Below are 21,163 nucleotides of genomic sequence, written 5' to 3'. Positions count from 1 at the left end.
CAGACGCTGGCGACGCAAAAATCGCCGCGTTATAGAGCTGCGCGATCCACTCCGAGGCGACCCATGTCCTTCATTCCCGACACTTCGACGCTCATCCAGTTCGCCATCGCCACGGTCATCCTGGCGATCACGCCGGGACCCGACATGACGCTGTTCGTGTCGCGCACGCTGAGCCAGGGCCGCGCCACCGGCTTCGCCTCGATGGCAGGCGCGCTATGCGGCACGTTGGTCCACACCACGCTGGTGGTGGTCGGCGTCTCGGCGCTGATCGTGGCCTCTCCCATGGCTTTCTTTGCGCTGAAGATTTTCGGCGCCGGCTATCTGGTGTTTTTAGCCTGGCAGGCGGTGACCAAAGGCTCGGCCTTTTCGCCGGAGAAGAAGACGGGACCGCAAATCTCGCTGTTCCGCAGCTGGGCGGCCGGGCTCGGGGTCAATCTCCTCAATCCGAAGATCATCCTGTTCTTCATGACCTTCCTGCCGCAATTCGTCTCCGTGCACGATTCGAACGCGCCCGGAAAACTGTTCTTCCTCGGCATGATGTTCATCGTGCTGTCGATCCCGGTGACGGCGCCCATGGTGCTGGCGGCGGAAAAGTTCTCGGCGGCGATGAAGGCGAGCCCGCGCGTCACGCGCGTGGTCGACTATCTGTTCGGCGGCGTGTTCTCGGCCTTCGCGCTCAAGATCCTGACTGCACAGGCGAAGTAGAGCCCGCGCCGAGCTCAGGGCTCCGGCAACGGCTCGCGGCGCCAACTGCCGGCAGATCGGCCGGCGGAGAGCCAATAGAAGATGCCGCCGACCATGCCGCTGCCGATCAGCGCGAGCCTGACATTGTTGTCGGCGACATCGAAATCGCCGTCGCCGATGTTATGCGCGAAGCCGAGGAAGACGACGGCGATGACGGCGCCGCCCAGCGCATAGAACAGCCAGTCGCGGCGGCCGAGCACTTCCGCGATCAGGATGACGATCGCTGCCGGCATGAAGCCGAAATAGGCGACGAACAATGCCAGGAAAGGCACCGAAAAATAGAGCGCGGGCGCGATCGTCTGATGTCCGGGCTCCGGCGCATAGCCGAAATAGCCGAGGAACAGCACGTTGAGAAAGGCGCTCGCCGCCAGCGAGGCGATCACATAGCCGATCAGGATGGCGGCGAAGCGGACGAGATAGGCGATGATACGCCTCACGCCTCGCCGTGCCCCGCGATCATCATCGCTTCAAGCGCCAGCCGGTCGACCTTGCGCATGCGTTCCGATTCCGACTTGAGCTGGCCGCAGGCGGCGAGGATGTCGCGGCCGCGCGGCGTGCGGATCGGCGAGGCGTAGCCGGCATTGTTGATGTAGTCGGCGAACTTCTCGATCGTCTCCCAGTCCGAGCACTGATAGTTGGTGCCGGGCCACGGGTTGAACGGGATCAGGTTGATCTTGGCCGGAATGCCCCTGAGCAGCTTGACCAGCGCCTTGGCGTCCTCGAGGGAATCGTTGACGTCCTTCAGCATCACATATTCGAAGGTGATGCGGCGGGCGTTGGAGAGACCCGGATAGGCGCGGCAGGCAGCGATCAGTTCCTTCAGCGGATACTTCTTGTTGATCGGCACCAGCAGGTCGCGCAGGTCGTCATTGGTGGCATGCAGCGAGATCGCCAGCATAACGCCGATCTCCTCGCCGGTGCGGGCAATCTCCGGCACGACCCCCGAGGTCGACAGCGTGATGCGTCTTTTCGATAGGGAAAGTCCGTCGCCGTCGGAAGCGATCAGCAGCGCCTTCTTCACCGCCTCGAAATTGTAGAGCGGCTCGCCCATGCCCATCATGACGATGTTGGACACCTTGCGGCCCTCGGCCGGCACGATGGCGCCGTCCGGCGTGCCGCGGTCGGGGAAGTCCCCGAGCCGGTCGCGCGCGGTAAGCAGCTGCGCCAGGATCTCTTCCGTCGTCAGGTTGCGCACCAGCTTCTGCGTGCCGGTGTGGCAGAAGGAGCAGGTCAGCGTGCAGCCGACCTGCGAGGAGATGCAGAGCGTGCCGCGGCCTTCCTCCGGAATATAAACGGTCTCGATCTCGACCGGACGGCCGGCGCCGCGCGGCGGAAAGCGAAACAGCCATTTGCGCGTGCCGTCGGAAGAGATCTGCTCCTCGACGATCTCGGGCCGCGCGACGGTGAAATGCTTGTCGAGCTCGGCGCGCAGATCCTTGGAGATGTTGAACATATGGGCGAAGTCGGAGACCCCGCGCACATACATCCAGTGCCAGAGCTGCTGGGCGCGCATCTTCGCCTGGCGCTCCGGCACGATGCCGGCCTCAACCAGAGCGGCGCCAAGCTCGGCACGCGTCAGGCCGATCAGCGACGGCTTTTCGGCCGGCGTGGCGCGGGCGCGCAAGGCGTCGCGGGCGCCTTCGGCGGTCAGATCGAATGAAAGGGTCATGGTTGCGCCAATATAAGCGGTTTGCGGCCGATTTCAGCATCGTGCCTGAAATGAAACGCGCGCATAGCACAGCTTGCGACCGGAGTCATGTCGGCGGCACAGGCGGCCGGTGTCGCTATTCCCGCCCCGGCTGAGATCACATATTCGTGTTGACGTAACAGCTCGAAGCGCACCCGCGAACCTGAAAGGGGCGACCATGCCCTTGCAGAAATGGGAGTACGCGGAATGCATTCGATCAAGCTTGTTGCCATCGCCGGTCTCGCAAGCCTTTTTGCCTCGCAGGCGTTTGCCGAGGATACGATGGGCACGATGACCATGATGAAGGGTGGGCAAATGACGGCGATCATGCCCGACGGCCATATGGGCACCATGATGCCTGACGCCAAGATGAGCGCCGAAATGATGAAGATGGCGAAGCCGATCAAGCATTGCATGATGATAATCACCGACGCCAAAGGCAAAGCCTACATGATCGATACGTCGACCAAGAAGGCCCAGGCCGAATGTGAAAAGATGGCGATGTGAGAATGGTGGGACTCGCCAGCCCTGCTGCCCGCCGGCGCAGGCCGGCGGGATATCCAAACCGCGGTCCTGCCCTGGCTCCTCGATCTCCGATTTTCGTCGCTCGCCTCGACCTGACCTGACCTCGCAGGCTTGATCCTCCCTCTCAGTGTGCTAGGGGCGGGTCATCACCCAGAGGACAGGCATGGCCGGCATATCGCGTAGATACCCGATGCTGCGGCGCTCGCAGGCTATGTGGGCGTCGCGCCGCGTCTGGCAGCCGCGCCTTGTGTTCTGGGCCGGCGCCATCTCGATCGGCTTGATCAGCGTGCTGTTCGCCCTGCTGGCCGACCGGGCGCAGGCGCTGTTCCACGTCGTCACCGGCGGCGATAGCGGCAGCTGGCGCTTTTATCTGCCGCTGGTCATGACGCCCGCGGGCTTCGTGATTTGCGCCTGGCTTGCCCATTCCTTCTTTCCGGGATCGCAAGGCAGCGGCATTCCGCAGGCGATCGCCGCCCGTCACCTGCGCGATGACGAGGATCGCGGCCACCTTCTTTCGCTGCGCCTGGCAGCGGGCAAGGTTGCGCTTACCGTCATCGGTCTCGCCTGCGGCGGATCGATCGGCCGCGAGGGCCCGACGGTGCAGGTCGGCGCCTCGCTCATGCTTCAGGCGGCGCGCTGGGGCGGCATGGCGCAGGCGCGCGGCCTGATCCTGGCCGGCTCGGCTGCCGGCGTCGCCGCCGCCTTCAACACGCCGCTCGCCGGCATCGTCTTCGCCATCGAGGAGATGGGTCGCGCCTATGAGTCACGGACCAACGGGCTGGTGCTGACGGCGGTGATCCTCGCCGGCCTCGCCTCGCTCGGCCTGCTCGGCAACTACACCTATTTCGGCGTCGCCAGGGACACGGTGGCCTTCGCCACCGACTGGCCGCTGGTGATTGCCTGCGGCGTCATCGGCGGCGGCTTCGGCGCGCTGTTTTCGCTGTTGGCGCTGAGGATCACGCGGCGCGTCCGACGCTGGAATGGCCTGCAGCCATTGTGGCGCGCGCTGCTCGTGGCAGGCATCTGCGGCTTGGCGGTTGCCGCGATCGGTCTCGTCTCGGGCGGCCTTACCTTCGGAACCGGCTACGCTCAGGCCCGCGGCGCCGTCGAAGGCGCGCCGCTACCCGCGTTCTTCTTCCTGGAAAAATTCGCGGCCGGCGTGCTGTCGATGGTGTCGGGCATTCCGGGCGGCATCTTCGCGCCGTCGTTGGCGGTGGGCGCCGGTCTCGGCAGCACGCTTGGCCTGGCGTTCGGCGCCGGAACAGGCCTCGCCGCGCTGCTCGGCATGGCCGGTTATTTCGCCGGCGTCGTGCAGGCGCCGATGACGGCCTTCGTCATCATCCTCGAAATGACCGGCAACCACGACAACGTCATCGCGCTGATGTGCGCGGCGATGCTGGGCTACGGCACGGCGCGGCTGATCTCCAACGAGCCGCTCTATCACGCGCTGTCACGCGTGTTCATCGCCGAGGCGATCAGGCGGCGCAGGGCCGTCGAGCAGCAAGGCTGAATGGCGAGCTTGGCGCTGTCGCCTTATTCGCTTGTCCCTGGCAGCACTTGCGGGAGGCGGACTTCCATATTGCCATCCTCCACCAAGGGAGCCTCAGCCTATTTGCACTTGGCGATCGAGGCCAGCGCGGCCGAGATGCCCTTCAGCGAAAAGACGTAGGAAGTCGGGTTGCCGCGACCGGACTTCGCCTGCACCTTCATGTCGGTACCCGTCTTCATGGCGGCGATCAGCACCGGCTCTTCAGCGGCGTTCTCGACCCAGGCCGACTTGCCGCGGGTGAACATCGAGAAGGACCTCTTGTCGATGGTGACGGTGGCCTTGGAGCCTTCCTGGAAGTTGTAGCCGGCGATGAACTGCGGCTCATAGGACACCTGCTGCCCGGGCCGCTGGCTGACGAAGAAGAACATGTCGCCATGGTCGAGCTTCGGCGGCTGCTTGTCGGTCGGCACCGTGAGCACATAGCAGACCTTGCCGCCTGCCGACTGATAGCTGTAGGTGCCCCAGGCGTTGTGCTGGCCGATCTTGGTCGCCTGCTGCGCCAGCGCCGGCGCCGCGAAGGCGGCCGCCAGGACCAGGCTGGAAACTGTAGCAATCAATCCGCGCATCGTTCTTCCCGTATTCCGAAATGGTGCGGAGGCGGGCCGCATGGCGTCCTGCCGTCGCTTCATTTTGATTTAATCAGGGTTACCAAACGGTGAATTTTTCCCAACAAAAGGAACTCACCCCAGGAAACCGCCGCCATTCGCGCCGCCGCTTCCACGCGGCGGTCGCGATGTCCCGGCGCGAACTTGGAGGGCACGAAAGCGGCAAGAGTTTGTCTTTTCGCGCGGGCGGTTTCGCGGTTTCGTTGTGGCGAAAAGTCAGCCAGGATCAACCTTTGTCGGCGAGGGCGTCCCTGGCGGCCTGCCGGTGCGCCGGGGTGATATGGGCGCTGACGGCGGTGATTGCCGCGGTGAGCACGGCAAGGTCATCGGTGAACCCGAGACCGAGCACGAAGTCGGGGATGAAATCCACCGGCAGCACGAAATAGCCGAGCGCGGCAAGCAGGGTACCCTTGGTGCGCAGCGGCGTGTCCTTGTCCATGGCACAATAGTAGGCGGCGACCACCTCTTCCATGAACGGGATCTGCCGGGCAGCCTTCTTGGCCGTGCGCCAGAACTTCTCGCGCACCTCGCCTTCGCCGGCGAGCCTGTCGCCGAAGCCAAAGAAATCGAAACGGGATTCCTGCGCCATCAATCTCTCCTCGGCCACGCGCCAGCTTGCGTTGCGGCCACCGCGGAAGATGTGGTGAAAGCGGCACCCCCCTGCAAGGTCTCCACCGTTGCCAGCCCGGCAAATCGGAATCGGACTTATCGGCAGTCGTCAGCCGAAATAGCGGTTCATCCGCTTCGCCAGTTCGATGTCGAGCGCCGTGACGCCGCCGGCGTCATGCGTGTTCAGCGTGACGTCGACGGTCTTGTAGACGTTCGACCAATCGGGGTGGTGGTCCATCTTCTCGGCGGCCAGCGCCACGCGGGTCATGAAGGCGAAGGCCTCGGAGAAGTTCTTGAAGCCGAAGCTGCGCTTGATGGAGGCGCCGTCGGCCGCCAGCGACCAGCCTTCGAGTTCCGCCAGCGCTGCGGTGATCGCTTCCTTGTTGAGTTTTTCCCTGGTCATGTCGGGTTCCCGTGCTATTCGGAGGTATTCCAACCATAGCGCCGGATCGATGAGCGCAAAGCCCATAAAATCCATTCTGTTCGTCTGCCTCGGCAACATCTGCCGCTCGCCCTTGGCCGAAGGCGTCTTCCGCGCCGTGTGGGCCGAGCGCGGGGAAGGTCGGGACATCCTGCTCGATTCGGCCGCGACCAGCGGCTGGGAGGTCGGCTCCGCGCCCGATCCGCGTTCGATCGCGGTTGCCACAAGGCACGGCATCGACATTTCCGCGCAAAAGGCGCGCAGGATAGCGCTGGACGATTTCTCGCGCTTCGACCTGATTCTCGGCATGGACCGGACAAATGTGCGCGATCTGAAGGCGTTAGCGCCGCAGGCCGCGCGCGACCGCATCCATCTCTTCCTGGAGTTTGCCAGCGGAAATGCGCGCGATGTGCCGGACCCTTACTACGAAGACCAGCAGGCCTTCGTTTCGGTCTACCGCATGATCCGCGAGGCGTCGGAGGCGCTGGCGAAGCGGCTGGAAGCGAGCGGATCGGCGCCAACCAGCGGCCAGGCTTCCTCGACGATGTAGGGGCCGCCGCCGACCGAATCGCGCGACGACATCAAGACGAAGCGGCCGACCCGGAAGGGCAGCGTGGAAAAGTTGCCGCGCGCCGACAGATATTGCGCGACATCCGCCGGGCTCGAATTGCGCAGGCGCGCGAGCGTCACATGCGGCGAGAATTTGCGCGGATCGGCCGGCAGGCCGAGCCGCTGGCAGATGCGGTCGATCTCGCCCTGCAGTGCCACCAGATCCGGCGAGGCGGACACGCCGGCCCATACGGCGTGCGGCTTCTTGCCGCCGAAAGCGCCCACGCCGGAGAGCGCCAGGGGGAAGGAGGGACGGTTGACGCAATCGAGCGAATAGGCGATGTCGTGGGCGATATGGCCCTCCACATCGCCGATGAAGCGCAGCGTCAGATGATAGTTTTCGACGTCGATCCAGCGGGCTCCGGGCAGGCCGCCCCGGAGCAGCGAGAGTGAAAGCGCGGCATCACGCGGAATTTCGAGGGCGGTGAAAAGACGTGGCATGGGAAGCCTCCTGTCCTCGAATCGAAACTCTCGCCCCTAGCGAATCATCGATAGCCATGCGGGGCAAGCGGTTTGTTGTCCACAAGCTTTCCCCTGGGGAAACCGTGGCGTTTTGGTCCCATCACGCGCCGCCCTTGGCGGCGATGGCCTTTTCCACGACCGGTAGAATGCCTTTGACCATGACGTCTATTCCCTTCGGGTTGGGATGAAGACCGTCCTCCAGCTGCATGGCCGGGTGGCCGGCGACCCCGTCAAGAAAAAACGGATAGAGCGGAACGGCGTATTTCGCGGCAAGCTTCGGGTAGATGGCGTCGAAGGCCTTCTGGTACTCGGCGCCCAGATTGGGCGCTGCAAGCATGCCTGCCAGGAGCACCGGGATGTTCCGCTGCTTCAACTTGGCCAACATAGCGTCGAGATTTTTCTCGGCGATCTCGGGCGACACGCCGCGCAGCATGTCGTTGGCGCCGAGCTCGAGGATGACGAGCCCGGTGCCGTCGGGCACCGACCAGTCGAGCCGCGCGAGGCCGCCGCTTGTGGTGTCGCCGGAAACGCCGGCATTGCCGACGGCGACGTCGAGGCCTTTTGCCTTCAAGGCCGCCTGCAATTTATCGGTGAAGCCCTCATCGGGACCAAGGCTGAACCCCGCCATCAGGCTGTCGCCGAAGCCGACGATCTTGAACGTATCGGCGCGCGCCGGCGAAATAGCGCCGCAAACCGCCAGGAGAAGAGTGAGGGCTGCGGCAGCTGAGTGTTTGAAAGCCATGCGGCGAGCCCCATATGACCGACACGATTCATGCAAAGGAGACATTTTTTGCCTCCTTCTTCCACCATATAGGGCGCATTCATTGTGACAGAAGCCGTCATCGCATTGAGGGATGTCTCGCTGACGCTGGGCGAGGGCGCCTCCTCCGTCCATGTGCTGAAGGGCGTCAGCCTCGATGTGGCCGCCGGCGAAGCCACCGGCATCGTCGGCCCGTCGGGATCCGGCAAGTCCACCTTGCTGATGGTTCTGGCCGGGCTGGAAAGGGTCGATTCGGGCACGGTGCGGATCGCCGGCGAATTGCTCAACGGCAAAAGCGAGGACCAGATTGCTTCGTTTCGAGGGCGAAACATCGGCATTGTCTTCCAGTCCTTCCACCTCATCCCCAACATGACGGCGCTCGAGAATGTCGCGGTGCCGCTGGAGCTCGCCGGGCACAACGACCCGTTCGGCGTGGCCGCGCAGGAACTCGCGGCGGTCGGCTTGAGCGACCGCGTGACGCACTATCCGGGAGAGCTTTCGGGCGGCGAGCAGCAGCGCGTGGCGATCGCCAGGGCGCTGGCGCCCTCGCCGCGCATCCTCATTGCCGACGAGCCGACCGGCAACCTCGACCAGGCGACGGGAAAGCAAATCGCCGACCTCCTCTTCGCCAAGGCGGCCGAGCGCGGCATGACGCTGGTGCTGGTCACGCATGATCCGGCGCTTGCGGGCCGCTGCTCGCGTCAGGTGTCGATGCGCTCGGGACGCATCGAGGACGCGCCAAGACAGGCTAGGGTGCCGGCCTGATGCGGACTTTGAGGCTGGCCCTCCGCTTCTCGCTGCGCGAGATGCGCGGCGGCCTGTCCGGCTTCATGATCTTCCTCGCCTGCATCGCGCTTGGCGTCGCGGCGATCGGCGGCGTCAATTCGGTGGCGCAGGCGATTACCGCCGGCGTCGCCAACCAGGGCCAGACGCTGCTCGGCGGCGACCTGCGCTTCCAGATCAACCAGCGCAGCGCTTCGGACGCCGAGCTCGGCTTCATCAAGAGCCTCGGCACGGTCTCGCTGAATTCCGGCATGCGCTCGATGGCGCGGCTCGAGGACGGCTCCGACCAGGCGCTGGTCGAAGCCAAGGCGGTCGACGACGCCTATCCGCTTTACGGCACGCTGGAGACCGATCCGCAGCTGCCCAGGAATGAATTGTTCGGCGAAAGATCCGGCATCTTCGGCGCCGCCGCGCCCGCTCTCTTGTTCGATCGCCTCAATCTGCATATCGGCGACCGCTTGAAGCTTGGCGGCGCAACGTTCGAGCTGAGGGCCCGATTGGTCAGCGAACCCGACGCGATTTCCGACGGTTTCGGCTTCGCGCCGCGGCTGATGATTTCGCACGACGGGCTGGTCGCGTCAGGGCTGGTTCAGCCCGGCAGCCTGGTCGAGAACGCCTATAAGATCCGACTGCCCGATGGCGCGAGCGAGGCGCGGATCAAAGGCATTCAAGCCGAAGCGGCGAAGGACTTTCCGCAGGCCGGCTGGTCGATCCGCACGCGCAGCAACGCAGCCCCGGCGCTTTCCGCCAACATCCAGCGCTTCTCGCAGTTCCTGACGCTGGTCGGGCTGACGGCGCTTGTGGTCGGCGGCGTCGGCGTGGCGAATGCGGTCCGCGCCTATCTCGACGGCAAGCGCGGCGTCATCGCCACCTTCAAGAGCCTCGGCGCCTCCGGGGGCTTCGTCTTCGCCATCTATCTCGTGCAGATCCTTTTGATTGCCGGCCTCGGCATCGTGCTCGGCCTGATCCTGGGTGCGGCAATGCCGTTCGTGGCGAGCGCGCTCCTGCAGTCGGTCATTCCGGTGCCGGCGCAAGGCGGCTTTTATCCCGGCGCGCTTGCGATGGCGGCACTGTTCGGCCTTTTGGTGACGCTGGCCTTCGCGCTGCTGCCGCTCGGCCGCGCCCGCGACGTGCCGGCAACGGCGCTGTTTCGCGAAATGGGGTTCGAAAGCCGCGGCCTGCCGCGCCTGCCCTATGTCGGCGCCGCGCTGACGATCGTGCTCGCGCTGGCGGCGCTCGCCATCCTTTCCGCCGACGATCGGCGCATCGCCTCGATCTTCGTCGGCGCCACCGTCTTTGCCTTCCTGGTGCTGCGGCTGGTGGCGGCGCTGGTCCAATGGCTGGCCCGGCGAAGCCCGCGGCTGCGCTCGGTCTCTCTCAGGCTGGCGCTCGGCAATATCCATCGGCCCGGCGCGCTGACGCCATCGGTGGTGCTGTCGCTCGGGCTCGGCCTGACGCTGCTGGTGACGCTGGCGCTAATCGACGGGAATCTCAGACGCCAGATCTCCGGCAGCCTGCCGGAGCGGGCGCCGAACTTCTTCTTCGTCGACATCCAGAGCAGCGATGTCGATGCCTTTGCCGGCCTGGTCGAAAAGGAAGCGCCACAAGGGATGCTGCTCAAGGTGCCGATGCTGCGCGGCCGGATCATGGCGCTCAACGGCATCGACGTCGACAAGGTGAAGGTCCCCACCGACGGCGCCTGGGTGCTGCGCGGCGACCGCGGGCTGACCTATGACGCAAAGCAGCCGGAAAACGCTACGCTGACCGAAGGCAAATGGTGGCCGCAGGACTATTCCGGCGAGCCGCTGGTGTCGTTCTCGGCCGAGGAAGGCAAAGCGATCGGGCTGAAGCTCGGCGACACCGTCACGGTCAACGTGCTCGGCCGCAACGTGACGGCAAGAATAGCCAGCTTCCGCCAGGTCGAGTGGGAAACCATGGGTATCAATTTCGTCATGATCTTCTCGCCCAATACGTTCGCCGGCGCGCCGCATGGCTGGCTGGCGACGCTGACCGACAGAAAGGCCACCACGGCCGACGACGCGCGGCTGCTCAACGCTGTCACCCGCGCCTTTCCGGCAGTGACGACGGTGAGGGTCAAGGACGCGCTCGACATCGTCAACCGGCTGGTCGCGCAGCTGGGCACTGCGATCCGCGCCGCAGCCGGCGTGGCGCTGATCGCCTCCGTGCTGGTGCTCTCCGGGGCTTTGGCCGCCGGCAACCGGGCGCGCATCCACGACGCGGTGGTGCTGAAGACGCTCGGCGCGACAAGGAGGACGCTGATTGCGGCCTTCTCGCTGGAATATGTGCTGATCGGTCTTGCGACCGCGCTGTTCGCGCTTGCCGCGGGCGGCGTCGCGGCGTGGTTCGTGGTGGCCCGCATCATGACGCTGCCGTCGCACTTCATGCCGGAAGTTGCGGTGGCGACGATCCTCGTCTCGCTCGCCGTCACCGTCGGCATCGGCCTTGCCGGCACCTGGCGGGTGCTTGGCCACAAGGCGGCGCCGGTGCTGCGCGAGCTTTGATCCGGCAGCGCCCTTCGGTGGCCTGTCTGCGTTAAATCTTGGTAAGAATGCCGGCGGGAAAAGGCTGAAAATCGGGCTTTTGCCTTCTCACGAAGCGTTACCGCTCGTTACCGTCTTGTTCTTGAGGTCGAGAACGCTCATATTTCGCGCTAGGCATGCTGGAGTCCCGCCAGCGGCGCCTGGTCCAAGGAGGTCGCTCCAAGGACCTGTCACCGGACGGGGCAGAAGCAATAGAGGATTTCCAATGGCTGATCCCATTCGCAACTACCAGACGTCCGCCGCCTCCGGCGCGCGCGTCGATATCGATCAGGGCCTGCGGGCCTATATGATCAAAGTCTATAACCTGATGGGGCTTGGCCTGCTCATCACAGGCATTGCCGCCTGGGGCGCATTCCAGCTGGCCGTCACCGGCGACGGCCAGCTCACCGCCTTCGGCCAGCTCATCTATGCTAGCGCGTTCCGCTGGGTCGTTATCCTGGCGCCTCTCGCTGCCGTGATGTTCCTGTCCTTCAGGATCCAATCGATGAGCGTGGCTGCGGCGCAGACCACATTCTGGGTTTATGCCGGCCTTGTCGGCCTGTCGCTGTCGACGATCTTCCTCGTCTACACCGGCACCAGCATCACCCAGACCTTCTTCGCCACGGCCGCGGCCTTCGGCGGCCTGTCGCTCTACGGCTACACGACCAGGCGCGATTTGAGCGCGTTCGGCTCGTTCCTGATCATGGGCGTGATCGGCCTGCTGATCGCGATGGTCATCAACATCTTCCTGGCGTCGTCGGCGCTGGCCTTCGCCATTTCGGCGATCGGCGTGCTGGTGTTCGCGGGTCTGACCGCCTACGACACGCAGCGCATCAAGGAGATGTATTTCGAGGGTGACGTCGCGGATGTCGCCGGCCGCAAGGCGATCATGGGCGCGCTGCAGCTCTATCTCGACTTCATCAACCTGTTCATGTTCCTGCTGCAGTTCATGGGCGACCGCCGCTAAACGGTAGCCGTCCGGCTGGACCATAGACTTCGGAAAGGGCGGCCCAACGGCCGCCCTTTCCTTTTGTGCGCTCCTCTGCTGATATTGAGGCAACAGGAAGAACTGCACAAATTATGAGCAATCTGGCGATCAGAGCCGCTACTGCGGCCGACCTCGACCGAATAACCGAAATCTATGCGGACGCGGTCACGCACGGCACCGCAAGCTACGAACTGGAGCCGCCCAGCCGCGCCGAAATGGGCGATCGATTCGACAGTTTGGCACGAGGCGGCTTTCCCTATCTTGTGGCTGAAAGGGAGGGCGTCGTGCTCGGCTACGCCTATGCCGGACCGTTCCGGCCCCGGCCCGCCTATCGCTTCACCGTCGAGGACTCGGTCTATGTGGCGCCCGAGGCCAAGGGCCAGGGCATCGGCCGCCTGCTGATGCTGGCGCTCATCGAGGCGGCACGCCTGGCCGGCTTTCGCCAGATCGTCGCGGTGATCGGCGACGGACATGCCGACAGCGCCTCGGTGCGCCTGCACGAGAAGCTCGGCTTTCGTCACTCCGGGCGCCTGGAAGGCTCCGGCTACAAGCATGGGCGCTGGCTGGATACCGTGTTCATGCAGCTGCCGCTCAACGGCGGCGCGGAAGTGCCGCCGGATCCGGAGTCACTGCCGGAGCGGAGATTTCGCGGCAAATTGGATAGTTAAGCTTCGACCAGCTTCAGCTTGGAATCGAAGACGCGGAGCACGCGGCCGAGTTCCTGACTGCGCTTGAGGATGCGTCCGCCGGCGGCGATGACGGCGAAGGCGCCCTGTCGGCGCGCCAATTTCGGGTCCTTGACGATCTGGAACAGCGGCACTTCGCTGGCGCGGCGGAAGACCGAAAAGACAGCGCGATCGGAAAGATGGTCGATCGCATAGTCGCGCCATTCATTGGCCGCCACCATGCGTCCGTAAAGCCTTAGGATCTGGTCGAGCTCGCGCCGGTCGAAGCGCACCGGCTGGTCGAGGCGTGCGCTGCGCGCCTCATGCAGCGGGATCAGTATTCCGGATGCTTCCCCATCCTCCGTCCCGCTGCTGTGATCGGTCATGCCGCGATCCTTCGATTGAATCTTGCGCCGGCCAAGGTTCGCGCTTTCGCGGCCGAATTGCAAGGGCCGGCGAAGCAGGCTTGCGGTCCGCCGTTTCCGAAAGGTCCAGTCACGTTTGCAAAACGCGTGTTGGAATTGGTGATGCTCTGCCACATTGTCGCCACAAATTATCCGCGCTCATGCCCCAATGTCCGACGAGTTTACCCGCGTTGCCTGAGACGGTTCGGTCCGGCACCGGCTCGTAAACCCCAAGCCCCCCGCCCACGGGTCAGCGTCGGATCGAACCAACCTCGGTTTTTCCTTGGAAAAATCAGGTGCGACGATCCCAAAACCTGAATAACCGGCGTCAGAAGCAAGCTGACGCCGGTTTTTTCATGCCTGTCCGCTCTGGCCCGCCGGCCCCTGTCTCGCGGCCCGGCGGGCGTCATCACAATGCACGCTCAGGGAAGAGAGCTGGAACCGCTGCGCTGGATGAGCGACCAGTCCTAAGGAGCGCATACAGGATCTCATCGCGCCAGATGCCGCCGACACGCAGATGATCACGCAGTAGGCCTTCGCGCCCGAATCTGAGTTTCTCGACCAATTTGCGCGACGGGGTGTTGTTGGGATCGATGAACGCCTGCAGACGGTGCAGGCCGAGATCGTCGAAACAGAAGTCGAGCATCGCCGAGACAGCCTCGGTGGCCATGCCCCGGCTTTGATATGCGGGGTTGATGAAATAGCCGATGGCCGCACGCTTGTTGCGGATGTGGCCATCGTGATAGCTGACGAGGCCGAGGCAGCGGTCAGTCTCAATGTCGGCGACCGCCCAGTGCCGATGGTAGGACGGGGTGCAGGCGACATATCTGAGCACGGTGCGCTCGGTCTCGGTGCGCTTGGTGTGGACTGGTGCGTTCCAAAAACCGCATCGCCTCCGGGTCGGCAAAGCATTCGTGCATCGCATCCGTGTCCTCAGCCCTGAACTGACGCAGGCGCAGCCGCGTCGTTAGGAGAATCGGGTGCGGCTCGGGTCGCTTTGCCATGGATGCTCTGCTTCGTGGGCCCCGGCCGGCTTTCGTCGGCGATCAGGTTTTGTCAGCGGAGCCGTCAGAGCCGGTCAGGCTTGCGGATGAGCGCGGCGCCGAGAATCGGTCCCGGGACGCCGTCTTTGCCGACGGACTGCAGCAGCACGGCACAGCCGCCCTTCTTCGCAATCTCCGTCATCGGCAGCTCGTAACGCTGCGCCTTGCCGTTCCACATGCCGGCGATCTGGATGTCGGAAACGGCGTTCCAATAGGTCATGTTGCGGCCGCTGTTTTCGCCCTGGCCGATCTTCACCATCTGCGGCGGATCGAAATAGACGATCACCACATGGGCGTCGGTCGGCCCATTGCCGGCATCGCCGGCGTCAATCATGACCCGATCGCTGGTGCGGCTCACCTTGATGCCGACCCGCATGCCCTCGCCGGTCCTGTCCATGCGGGCCAGCTCGCCGTCTATCTCCTTGCGGTTGGCGCCGTTGACATGGCTGCGGCCGTTGATGACGGCTTGCGGGGTATAGACCGAACGGCTGCCAAAGGCGCGCATATAGTCATACTGCCGCTCGGTGTTCTCTTTGTTGCTCAGCGTGTCCTGCCAGCCCAGATAGTCCCAGTAATTGACGTGATATGCGAGCGCGACGACATTTTCCTTCGCCGCCAGCTCGGCGAAGAATTCATCGGCCGGCGGACAGGAGCTGCAGCCCTGGCTGGTGAACAACTCGACGACACCCAAAGGCTTTTCAGTCTGCGGCTTGCCGGTCGCGGCTTTCTCAAGCTCGGCTGCCGAGGCCACGCGGCTCAACGCCGTGAGGACCAGCGCAACTGCCGTAAGCCGCAATGGTCCTCGCAATGCCATGACCGTTCCAATTCCCGCCGGTCACGCCGGCCTTGTTCTGGTTGCTAAAATATGTGGCAGAACGGACAGTCAACGGGAAGTCACGTTGCGGTGAAATTTTGTCGCCGCGACCGTAGGTAAGGCGGCGACAGGAGGGGCCACTGCATTCTTCGACCCGGTTCGATTTCGGGACCGCATCGCCGCGAAGGGGTAAGTTTGCTGCTGCCGGAGGATTTCTATTGCGCGCCAATCGGACTTGGACTTTGAGCCGGGCGGAGAATGCTTGGCCTGCCGCAGTTTAATTAGAACGTCAGTAGGCACTAGGCAGTGGGAGTATCCCCCCCTGCCTATGCCTACCCTATTCCCTGTCGCTACGCAGCCAAATCGCGCAGCACGTATTGCAGGATGCCGCCGTTCTTGAAGTAGTCGAGTTCGTCCAGCGTATCGATGCGACAGATGATCGGCACGTTCTTCAGCGTGCCGTCGCCATAGGTGACCTTGGCCGTCATCTTCTGGCGCGGCTTGATGGCATCCAGGCCGTCGATCTCGACCAGCTCGTCGCCCTTGAGGTTGAGGGAAGCCCATGAGGTGCCGTCCTCGAAGACGAAGGGGATGACCCCCATGCCGACCAGGTTCGAGCGGTGGATGCGCTCGAAGGACTGGGCGATGACGGCGCGGACACCAAGGAGGTTGGTTCCCTTGGCTGCCCAGTCGCGCGAGGAGCCGTTGCCATATTCGACGCCGGCGAAGATGACTAGCGGCACGCCTTCCTTCTTGTATTCCATGGCGGCGTCGTAGATCGACATCTCCTCCTTCGAAGGATAGTGGATCGTGTAGCCGCCTTCGCGGCCGTTCTCGCCCAGCATGTGGTTGCGGATGCGGATGTTGGCGAAGGTGCCGCGCATCATCACCTCATGGTTGCCGCGCCGCGTGCCGTACTGGTTGAAGTCGCCGACGCCGACGCCGTGCTCGGTGAGGTACTTGCCTGCCGGCGAAGCCGCCTTGATCGAGCCGGCCGGCGAGATGTGGTCGGTGGTGATCTTGTCGCCGAAGAGACCAAGCACGCGCGCGCCCTTGATGTCGCCCACTTTGCCGAAGGCGCGGCCCATGCCGGCGAAATAAGGCGGGTTCTGCACATAGGTCGAATGATCGTCCCAGGCATAGGTCTGGCCTTCCGGCGCCTTCACCTTCTGCCAATATTCGTCGCCCTTGAAGACGTCGGCATATTTGCGGGCGAAAAGCTCGCGCGTGACGTTCTTCTCGATGAACTCCTGGATCTCGGCCGAGGTCGGCCAGATGTCCTTGAGATAGACCGGCTTGCCGTCGCTGCCCTCGCCGAGCGGCTCGGTGGTGAGGTCCTTGGTGACGGTGCCGGCCAGCGCATGCGCCACCACCAGCGGCGGCGAGGCGAGATAGTTCGCCTGGACGTCCGGAGAAACCCGGCCTTCGAAGTTGCGGTTGCCGGACAACACCGCGGCAGCAATCAGGCCTTTGTCGTTGATGGTCTTGGAGATCGGCGCCGGCAGTGGGCCGGAATTGCCGATGCAGGTGGTGCAGCCGAAGCCGACCAGGTTGAAGCCGATCTGGTCGAGTTCCTTCTGCAGGCCGGATTTCTCGAGATATTCGGCGACCACCTGGCTTCCGGGCGCCAGCGAGGTCTTCACCCACGGCTTCTGCTTCAGGCCGCGCCGGTTGGCATTGCGAGCCAACAGGCCGGCGCCGATCAAGACGCTTGGGTTGGAGGTGTTGGTGCACGACGTGATGGCGGCGATCACGACGTCGCCATGGCCGAGATCGTGAGCGGTGCCTTCGACGGCGTAACGCTTCGAGATCTCGACGGCCTTTTTGTACTCGGTCTCCATCGCCTTGGCGAAGCCGGCGGGAATATCCTGCAGCGCGACGCGGCCTTCCGGGCGCTTCGGGCCGGCCATCGACGGCACGACGTCGCCGAGATCGAGCTCGAGCAGATCGGTAAAGACCGGATCGGCCGAGCCGGCGTCGCGCCACATGCCCTGCGCCTTGGAATAGGCCTCGACCAGCGCGATGCGGCTTTCCTCGCGGCCGGACATTGTCAGATAGCGGATGGTCTCGCTATCGACCGGGAAAAAGCCGCAGGTGGCGCCATATTCCGGCGCCATGTTGCCGATGGTGGCGCGGTCGGCCAGCGTCATGTTGGACAGGCCTGGGCCGAAGAACTCGACGAACTTGCCGACGACGCCCTTCTTGCGCAGCATCTGGGTGACGGTGAGCACGAGGTCGGTGGCGGTGACGCCTTCCTTGAGCCTGCCGGTGAGGCGGAAGCCGATCACCTCCGGCAGAAGCATGGAGACCGGCTGGCCAAGCATCGCGGCCTCGGCCTCGATGCCGCCGACGCCCCAGCCGAGCACGCCCAGGCCGTTGATCATGGTGGTGTGCGAATCGGTGCCGACACAGGTGTCGGGATAGGCTGTGGTCTCGCCCTCTTCCGCGTTGGTCCACACCACCTGTCCCAGATATTCGAGATTGACCTGGTGGCAGATGCCGGTGCCCGGCGGCACGACGCGGAAGTTGCGGAAGGCCTGCTGGCCCCACTTCAGGAACTTGTAGCGCTCCTCGTTGCGCTCATATTCGAGCTCGACATTGCGGGCGAAGGCCATCGGCGTGCCGAATTCGTCGACGATGACGGAGTGGTCGATGACGAGATCCACAGGCACCAGCGGGTTGATCTTCTCCGGATCGCCGCCGAGCGCCCTGATGCCGTCGCGCATGGCCGCGAGATCGACAACGGCCGGAACGCCGGTGAAATCCTGCATCAGCACGCGCGCCGGGCGGTAGGCGATCTCGACGCCGGCAGTGCCCTTGTCGGTGAGCCATGCCGCGACCGCCTGGATGCTTTCCTTGGTGACCGAGCGGCCGTCTTCGTTGCGCAGCAGGTTCTCCAGCAGCACCTTCATCGAATAGGGCAGCTGGGCAATGCCGCCAAGGCCGTTTTTCTCCGCCTCTGCGAGGTCGAAATAGACATAGTCCGCGCCACCCACGGTCAGGGTGCGGCGGCAGTTGAAACTATCGAGGGATTTCGTCACGGCGATCCGTCCTTGTCTGTTCAGCCTGAAAGGGAACGGACGCCGTTGGCATGCAATCACGCGCAAAGGTGCGGGTACGGCCATTTCCGCTGTCCGCTCCCGAGCAACCCGAGCCGTTGAAGGCGGCGCGTGCGCTGGTTCGGCGCTAATTCTGTTCCCGCGCCGACCGCTGGCACGGATGAACCGCATATAGAGAATTTTCTGGAATAGTTCTAGACAGTCGAAAAGCAAATTTGTGCGATGCGGCGGCGGCCGCGAAACGGTGCTTTCGGGACGGGCAAGGATGCGGCTGATCGCCGAAAATCTGGGCGGCGAGCGCGGCGGCGAGACGGTTTTTTCCGGCATCGAATTCGCCCTCGACCGGGGCGAGGCACTCGTCGTCACCGGGCCGAACGGCGCCGGCAAATCGACCCTTTTGCGGGTCATCGCCGGCTTGCTGCCGCCGGCCGAAGGCAAGGTGAAGGTCGAGGGCGGCGGCGACGAGTTTCCATCGGTCGCTTCGGCCTCGCACTATCTCGGCCATCTCAATGCGATGAAGACGGCATTGAGCGTCGAAGAAAACCTGGGCTTCTGGCGCGCCTTCCAGGGCGAGGCTGGTTTGAGCGTGGGGCAGGCGCTGGAGACGGTCGGATTGGACGGGCTCGGGCACCTGCCGTTCGGCTACCTTTCGACCGGGCAAAGGCGGCGCGCGTCGATCGCGAAGCTCCTGGTCAGCCGCCGGCCGGTCTGGCTGCTCGACGAACCGACCGCTGGGCTGGACAAGGCTTCGGAGGAACGATTCGCGGGATTGATGAGAGGGCATTGCCGAGAGGGAGGCATCATCGTGGCGGCCACGCATTTGCCGCTCGGGCTCGAGGGAGCAAAGACGTTGAGGATGGGTGACTGATGTCGGCGCGAGGCACCCCTGGGCGAAGGCATATCAAGTCATGCTAGCCCTCTTCCTCCGCGATATCCGCCTCTCCATCCGCGCCGGCGGCGGCGCGCTGATCGGCGTCATCTTCTTCCTGGCGGTGATTGCCACGGTCCCGTTCGGCGTCGGGCCCGACCTCAACCTGTTGTCGCGCATCGGTCCGGCGATCCTGTGGATCGCCGCCCTGCTCGCCTGCCTGCTTGGGCTCGACCGCCTCTTCCAGGCCGATCGGGAGGACGGCTCGCTCGATCTTCTGGTGCTCAACAGCGACCGTCACATGCTGGCGTTGACGGTGCTGACCAAGTGTCTGGCGCATTGGGCGGGCAGCGTGCTGCCGCTGGTGATCGCGGCACCTCTGCTCGGCCTGTTCATGAACATGGAGCCGCTCGGTATCGGCGCGACGGCATTTACGCTTCTTGTCGGCACGCCGGCCATAACCTTCATCGGCGCCGCCGGAGCGGCCGTGGCAGTGGCGCTGCCGCGCGGCGGGCTCTTGATCTCCGTGCTGGTGCTGCCGCTCACCATTCCGGTGCTGATCTTCGGCGTCTCGGCGAGCTATGGCGCGGTGGCCGATCCCGCGCCGTTCCTGCAGCCCTTCCTCATTCTTGCCGCGCTGACGCTGTTTCTTGCCGTGGTCGGACCGCTGGCCGCGGCGCTGGCGTTGCGGCACGGGACGGATTGAGGCGCTGGGGCGTTTCTCAACTGCGGCGCCGCGCCTGATTGCGCGGCATGTGACGCAGAGTTAAGGGAAGGCATGGTCGAACGGATTGGCATGGCAGGCGCGGAAGGTGCGCAGATGGAGCGGCTGATATGAGCGCGCATGCTCTCTATGTCGCCGCCGCCTATGCCATCAGCGCGATCGTGCTCGTCGGGCTGATCGGCTGGATCCTGCTCGACCAGCGGGCGCGCAAGCGTGAGCTCGCGGCGCTCGACGCGGCCGGCGTGCGGCGGCGCTCCGACAAGGCCGGGACGGCGAAGCCGTGAGCGCGGAAACCGGAGCCCCGGCATCGCCCCGTCGCCGCCTGTTCGTGCTGCTTCCGCTGCTGGTATTCCTGGGCTTGGCGGGGTTGTTCCTGTCGCAGCTTTTGTCCGGCCGCGACGAGTCTGAAATTCCCTCGGCCCTGATCGGCCTGCCGGCGCCGCAGACGAACCTGCCGCCGCTCGGAGGCTCGAACCTGCCGGGGCTGGACTCAAGATCCTTCGCCGGCAAAGTGACGCTGGTCAACGTCTTCGCATCTTGGTGCGCGCCGTGCCGGGAAGAGCATCCGGTGCTTCTGGCGTTGTCGCAGGACAAGCGGTTCACGCTTGCCGCGCTGAACTACAAGGACGAGCCGGCAAACGCCCGTCGCTTCCTTGGCGATCTCGGCAATCCCTACCAGGCGATCGGCGTCGATCCGGCCGGGCGCGCGGCGATCGACTGGGGCGTCTACGGCGTGCCGGAGACCTTCGTCATCGGCAAGGACGGCAAGATTGCCTACAAGCATGTCGGGCCGCTGACGCCGGAATCGGCGAAGGATTTGCTGTTGCCGCAGATCGAGAAGGCCCTGGCGGTTTCGGGTTAGGCGCCCCTTGCGTCGTCATTCCAGTGCGAGGCAAGGAGCGAAGCGACGCGGCGCAAAGGCCGGCTCGACCGGCTTCGAACTCAACCGTAAATCTGCTTGTGGATCTGGTAGAGCATCTCGGAGCGGTCGGCACGCAGATCGGCGAGATCGCGGCTCGACAGGTTCTCGATTTCTGCGACGAGACGATTGTAGTGGCGGCGCTTGGCGAGGTTGGTGCGAGCGCGGGTGACGAGGTTGTCGAAGATCATGACGAGGTTCCTTCTGAGTTATTCCTCCCTGATCGATTGCGAGAATGACATAGGAATGGTGCATTGCAAAAGAAAGATGTTGCAATGCACCATTGCAAGCAGCGCATAGCCGGTTAATGGCGTCTTAGCCCCTCCACGCGTCAACATGCCGTGAGAGGCATCCGCGATCTTGCCTTCTCCGCTCTGTGCTGGCT

General features: G+C 64.4%; 26 protein-coding genes. 12 read left to right on the top strand and 14 right to left on the bottom strand.

What is annotated here, in order from left to right; genetic code table 11:
- Window positions 1-63: 63 nt before the first annotated feature.
- On the top strand, window positions 64-705 hold the full coding sequence (locus EOA75_RS05855) for a LysE family translocator (protein ID WP_127323823.1): 642 nt from the start codon (window positions 64-66) through the stop codon (window positions 703-705).
- A gap of 14 nt (window positions 706-719) precedes the next feature.
- On the opposite strand, the gene EOA75_RS05850 is transcribed toward EOA75_RS05855, so the two are convergent.
- Both EOA75_RS05850 and rlmN read right to left on the bottom strand, forming a co-directional pair.
- Window positions 720-1,181 (bottom strand): hypothetical protein, encoded by a 462-nt coding sequence (locus EOA75_RS05850; protein WP_095831786.1) that lies wholly within the window; start codon window positions 1,179-1,181, stop codon window positions 720-722.
- Window positions 1,178-2,413, bottom strand: coding sequence for a 23S rRNA (adenine(2503)-C(2))-methyltransferase RlmN (gene rlmN / locus EOA75_RS05845; protein WP_095825177.1), 1,236 nt, complete (start codon window positions 2,411-2,413; stop codon window positions 1,178-1,180). The genes EOA75_RS05850 and rlmN overlap by 4 nt, the downstream gene beginning before the upstream one ends.
- Before the next feature lie 225 nt (window positions 2,414-2,638).
- Here rlmN and EOA75_RS05840 point away from each other — a divergent pair, with 225 nt between their 5' ends.
- Window positions 2,639-2,938, top strand: a complete 300-nt coding sequence (locus tag EOA75_RS05840; protein ID WP_067323700.1) for a hypothetical protein — start codon at window positions 2,639-2,641, stop codon at window positions 2,936-2,938.
- Between the two features lie 181 nt (window positions 2,939-3,119).
- Complete coding sequence (locus EOA75_RS05835) at window positions 3,120-4,466, top strand: chloride channel protein (protein ID WP_067323698.1); 1,347 nt, start codon at window positions 3,120-3,122, stop codon at window positions 4,464-4,466.
- 98 nt (window positions 4,467-4,564) lie between these two features.
- Here EOA75_RS05835 and EOA75_RS05830 read toward each other — a convergent pair whose 3' ends face one another.
- From EOA75_RS05830 to EOA75_RS05815, 4 genes are all read right to left on the bottom strand, one after another.
- Window positions 4,565-5,071 (bottom strand): invasion associated locus B family protein, encoded by a 507-nt coding sequence (locus EOA75_RS05830; protein ID WP_127323822.1) that lies wholly within the window; start codon window positions 5,069-5,071, stop codon window positions 4,565-4,567.
- 59 nt (window positions 5,072-5,130) lie between these two features.
- Window positions 5,131-5,340 (bottom strand): hypothetical protein, encoded by a 210-nt coding sequence (locus EOA75_RS05825; RefSeq protein WP_127214559.1) that lies wholly within the window; start codon window positions 5,338-5,340, stop codon window positions 5,131-5,133.
- Window positions 5,337-5,699, bottom strand: a complete 363-nt coding sequence (locus EOA75_RS05820) for a YkvA family protein (protein WP_066991933.1) — start codon at window positions 5,697-5,699, stop codon at window positions 5,337-5,339. The genes EOA75_RS05825 and EOA75_RS05820 overlap by 4 nt, the downstream gene beginning before the upstream one ends.
- Before the next feature lie 129 nt (window positions 5,700-5,828).
- The gene (locus EOA75_RS05815) at window positions 5,829-6,122 is read right to left on the bottom strand and encodes a 4a-hydroxytetrahydrobiopterin dehydratase (protein ID WP_066991930.1); all 294 of its coding nucleotides are present in this window, start codon (window positions 6,120-6,122) and stop codon (window positions 5,829-5,831) included.
- 49 nt (window positions 6,123-6,171) lie between these two features.
- Between EOA75_RS05815 and EOA75_RS05810 the strand changes: the two genes are divergently transcribed.
- Window positions 6,172-6,690, top strand: a complete 519-nt coding sequence (locus EOA75_RS05810; protein WP_082980364.1) for a low molecular weight protein-tyrosine-phosphatase — start codon at window positions 6,172-6,174, stop codon at window positions 6,688-6,690.
- Here EOA75_RS05810 and thpR read toward each other — a convergent pair.
- Window positions 6,594-7,190 (bottom strand): RNA 2',3'-cyclic phosphodiesterase, encoded by a 597-nt coding sequence (thpR, locus tag EOA75_RS05805; RefSeq protein ID WP_127323821.1) that lies wholly within the window; start codon window positions 7,188-7,190, stop codon window positions 6,594-6,596. The two genes, EOA75_RS05810 and thpR, sit on opposite strands and share 97 nt — an antisense overlap.
- A gap of 121 nt (window positions 7,191-7,311) precedes the next feature.
- Entirely contained in the window at window positions 7,312-7,953 is a 642-nt protein-coding gene (locus tag EOA75_RS05800) for an arylesterase (RefSeq protein ID WP_095799624.1), read from the bottom strand.
- 84 nt (window positions 7,954-8,037) lie between these two features.
- Between EOA75_RS05800 and EOA75_RS05795 the strand changes: the two genes are divergently transcribed.
- From EOA75_RS05795 to EOA75_RS05780, 4 genes are all read left to right on the top strand, one after another.
- The gene (locus tag EOA75_RS05795) at window positions 8,038-8,736 is read left to right on the top strand and encodes an ABC transporter ATP-binding protein (protein ID WP_067323692.1); all 699 of its coding nucleotides are present in this window, start codon (window positions 8,038-8,040) and stop codon (window positions 8,734-8,736) included.
- Entirely contained in the window at window positions 8,736-11,276 is a 2,541-nt protein-coding gene (locus EOA75_RS05790) for an ABC transporter permease (RefSeq protein ID WP_127247347.1), read from the top strand. The genes EOA75_RS05795 and EOA75_RS05790 overlap by 1 nt, the downstream gene beginning before the upstream one ends.
- 244 nt (window positions 11,277-11,520) lie before the next feature.
- The gene (locus tag EOA75_RS05785; protein ID WP_067323688.1) at window positions 11,521-12,261 is read left to right on the top strand and encodes a Bax inhibitor-1/YccA family protein; all 741 of its coding nucleotides are present in this window, start codon (window positions 11,521-11,523) and stop codon (window positions 12,259-12,261) included.
- 113 nt (window positions 12,262-12,374) lie between these two features.
- A complete protein-coding gene (locus EOA75_RS05780; protein WP_067323686.1) occupies window positions 12,375-12,950 on the top strand; it encodes a GNAT family N-acetyltransferase in 576 nt (191 codons plus the stop codon).
- Here the strand turns inward: EOA75_RS05780 and EOA75_RS05775 are convergent.
- The 5 genes from EOA75_RS05775 to acnA all read right to left on the bottom strand — a co-directional run bounded on the left by EOA75_RS05775 (window position 12,947) and on the right by acnA (window position 18,249).
- Window positions 12,947-13,333: a DUF2794 domain-containing protein gene (locus EOA75_RS05775; protein WP_067324630.1), complete on the bottom strand. Its 387-nt coding sequence runs from the start codon at window positions 13,331-13,333 to the stop codon at window positions 12,947-12,949. The genes EOA75_RS05780 and EOA75_RS05775 overlap by 4 nt on opposite strands.
- A gap of 427 nt (window positions 13,334-13,760) precedes the next feature.
- Complete coding sequence (locus EOA75_RS05770) at window positions 13,761-14,186, bottom strand: GNAT family protein (RefSeq protein WP_245322416.1); 426 nt, start codon at window positions 14,184-14,186, stop codon at window positions 13,761-13,763.
- On the bottom strand, window positions 14,125-14,355 hold the full coding sequence (locus EOA75_RS35735) for a GNAT family N-acetyltransferase (protein WP_348627458.1): 231 nt from the start codon (window positions 14,353-14,355) through the stop codon (window positions 14,125-14,127). The genes EOA75_RS05770 and EOA75_RS35735 overlap by 62 nt, the downstream gene beginning before the upstream one ends.
- Window positions 14,356-14,419: 64 nt before the next feature.
- Window positions 14,420-15,208 (bottom strand): thioredoxin family protein, encoded by a 789-nt coding sequence (locus EOA75_RS05765; protein ID WP_127323820.1) that lies wholly within the window; start codon window positions 15,206-15,208, stop codon window positions 14,420-14,422.
- A 350-nt stretch (window positions 15,209-15,558) separates the two neighbouring features.
- A complete protein-coding gene (acnA, locus tag EOA75_RS05760; RefSeq protein ID WP_127323819.1) occupies window positions 15,559-18,249 on the bottom strand; it encodes an aconitate hydratase AcnA in 2,691 nt (896 codons plus the stop codon).
- Window positions 18,250-18,532: 283 nt separating this feature from the next.
- Between acnA and ccmA the strand changes: the two genes are divergently transcribed.
- From ccmA to EOA75_RS05740, 4 genes are all read left to right on the top strand, one after another.
- The gene (ccmA, locus tag EOA75_RS05755) at window positions 18,533-19,135 is read left to right on the top strand and encodes a heme ABC exporter ATP-binding protein CcmA (RefSeq protein ID WP_127323818.1); all 603 of its coding nucleotides are present in this window, start codon (window positions 18,533-18,535) and stop codon (window positions 19,133-19,135) included.
- 40 nt (window positions 19,136-19,175) lie between these two features.
- Complete coding sequence (gene ccmB, locus EOA75_RS05750) at window positions 19,176-19,841, top strand: heme exporter protein CcmB (RefSeq protein WP_127323817.1); 666 nt, start codon at window positions 19,176-19,178, stop codon at window positions 19,839-19,841.
- A 128-nt stretch (window positions 19,842-19,969) separates the two neighbouring features.
- Complete coding sequence (ccmD, locus tag EOA75_RS05745; protein WP_095782730.1) at window positions 19,970-20,143, top strand: heme exporter protein CcmD; 174 nt, start codon at window positions 19,970-19,972, stop codon at window positions 20,141-20,143.
- Window positions 20,140-20,721, top strand: a complete 582-nt coding sequence (locus tag EOA75_RS05740) for a DsbE family thiol:disulfide interchange protein (RefSeq protein WP_067323672.1) — start codon at window positions 20,140-20,142, stop codon at window positions 20,719-20,721. Before ccmD ends, EOA75_RS05740 begins: the two co-directional genes overlap by 4 nt.
- 80 nt (window positions 20,722-20,801) lie before the next feature.
- On the opposite strand, the gene EOA75_RS05735 is transcribed toward EOA75_RS05740, so the two are convergent.
- Window positions 20,802-20,969 (bottom strand): hypothetical protein, encoded by a 168-nt coding sequence (locus tag EOA75_RS05735; RefSeq protein WP_082953829.1) that lies wholly within the window; start codon window positions 20,967-20,969, stop codon window positions 20,802-20,804.
- Window positions 20,970-21,163: the final 194 nt, after the last annotated feature.

This window comes from Mesorhizobium sp. M1A.F.Ca.IN.022.07.1.1, assembly GCF_003997575.1.
In the GTDB taxonomy this organism is placed as follows: domain Bacteria; phylum Pseudomonadota; class Alphaproteobacteria; order Rhizobiales; family Rhizobiaceae; genus Mesorhizobium.
This window is presented reverse-complemented; position numbering and strand designations above follow the sequence as displayed.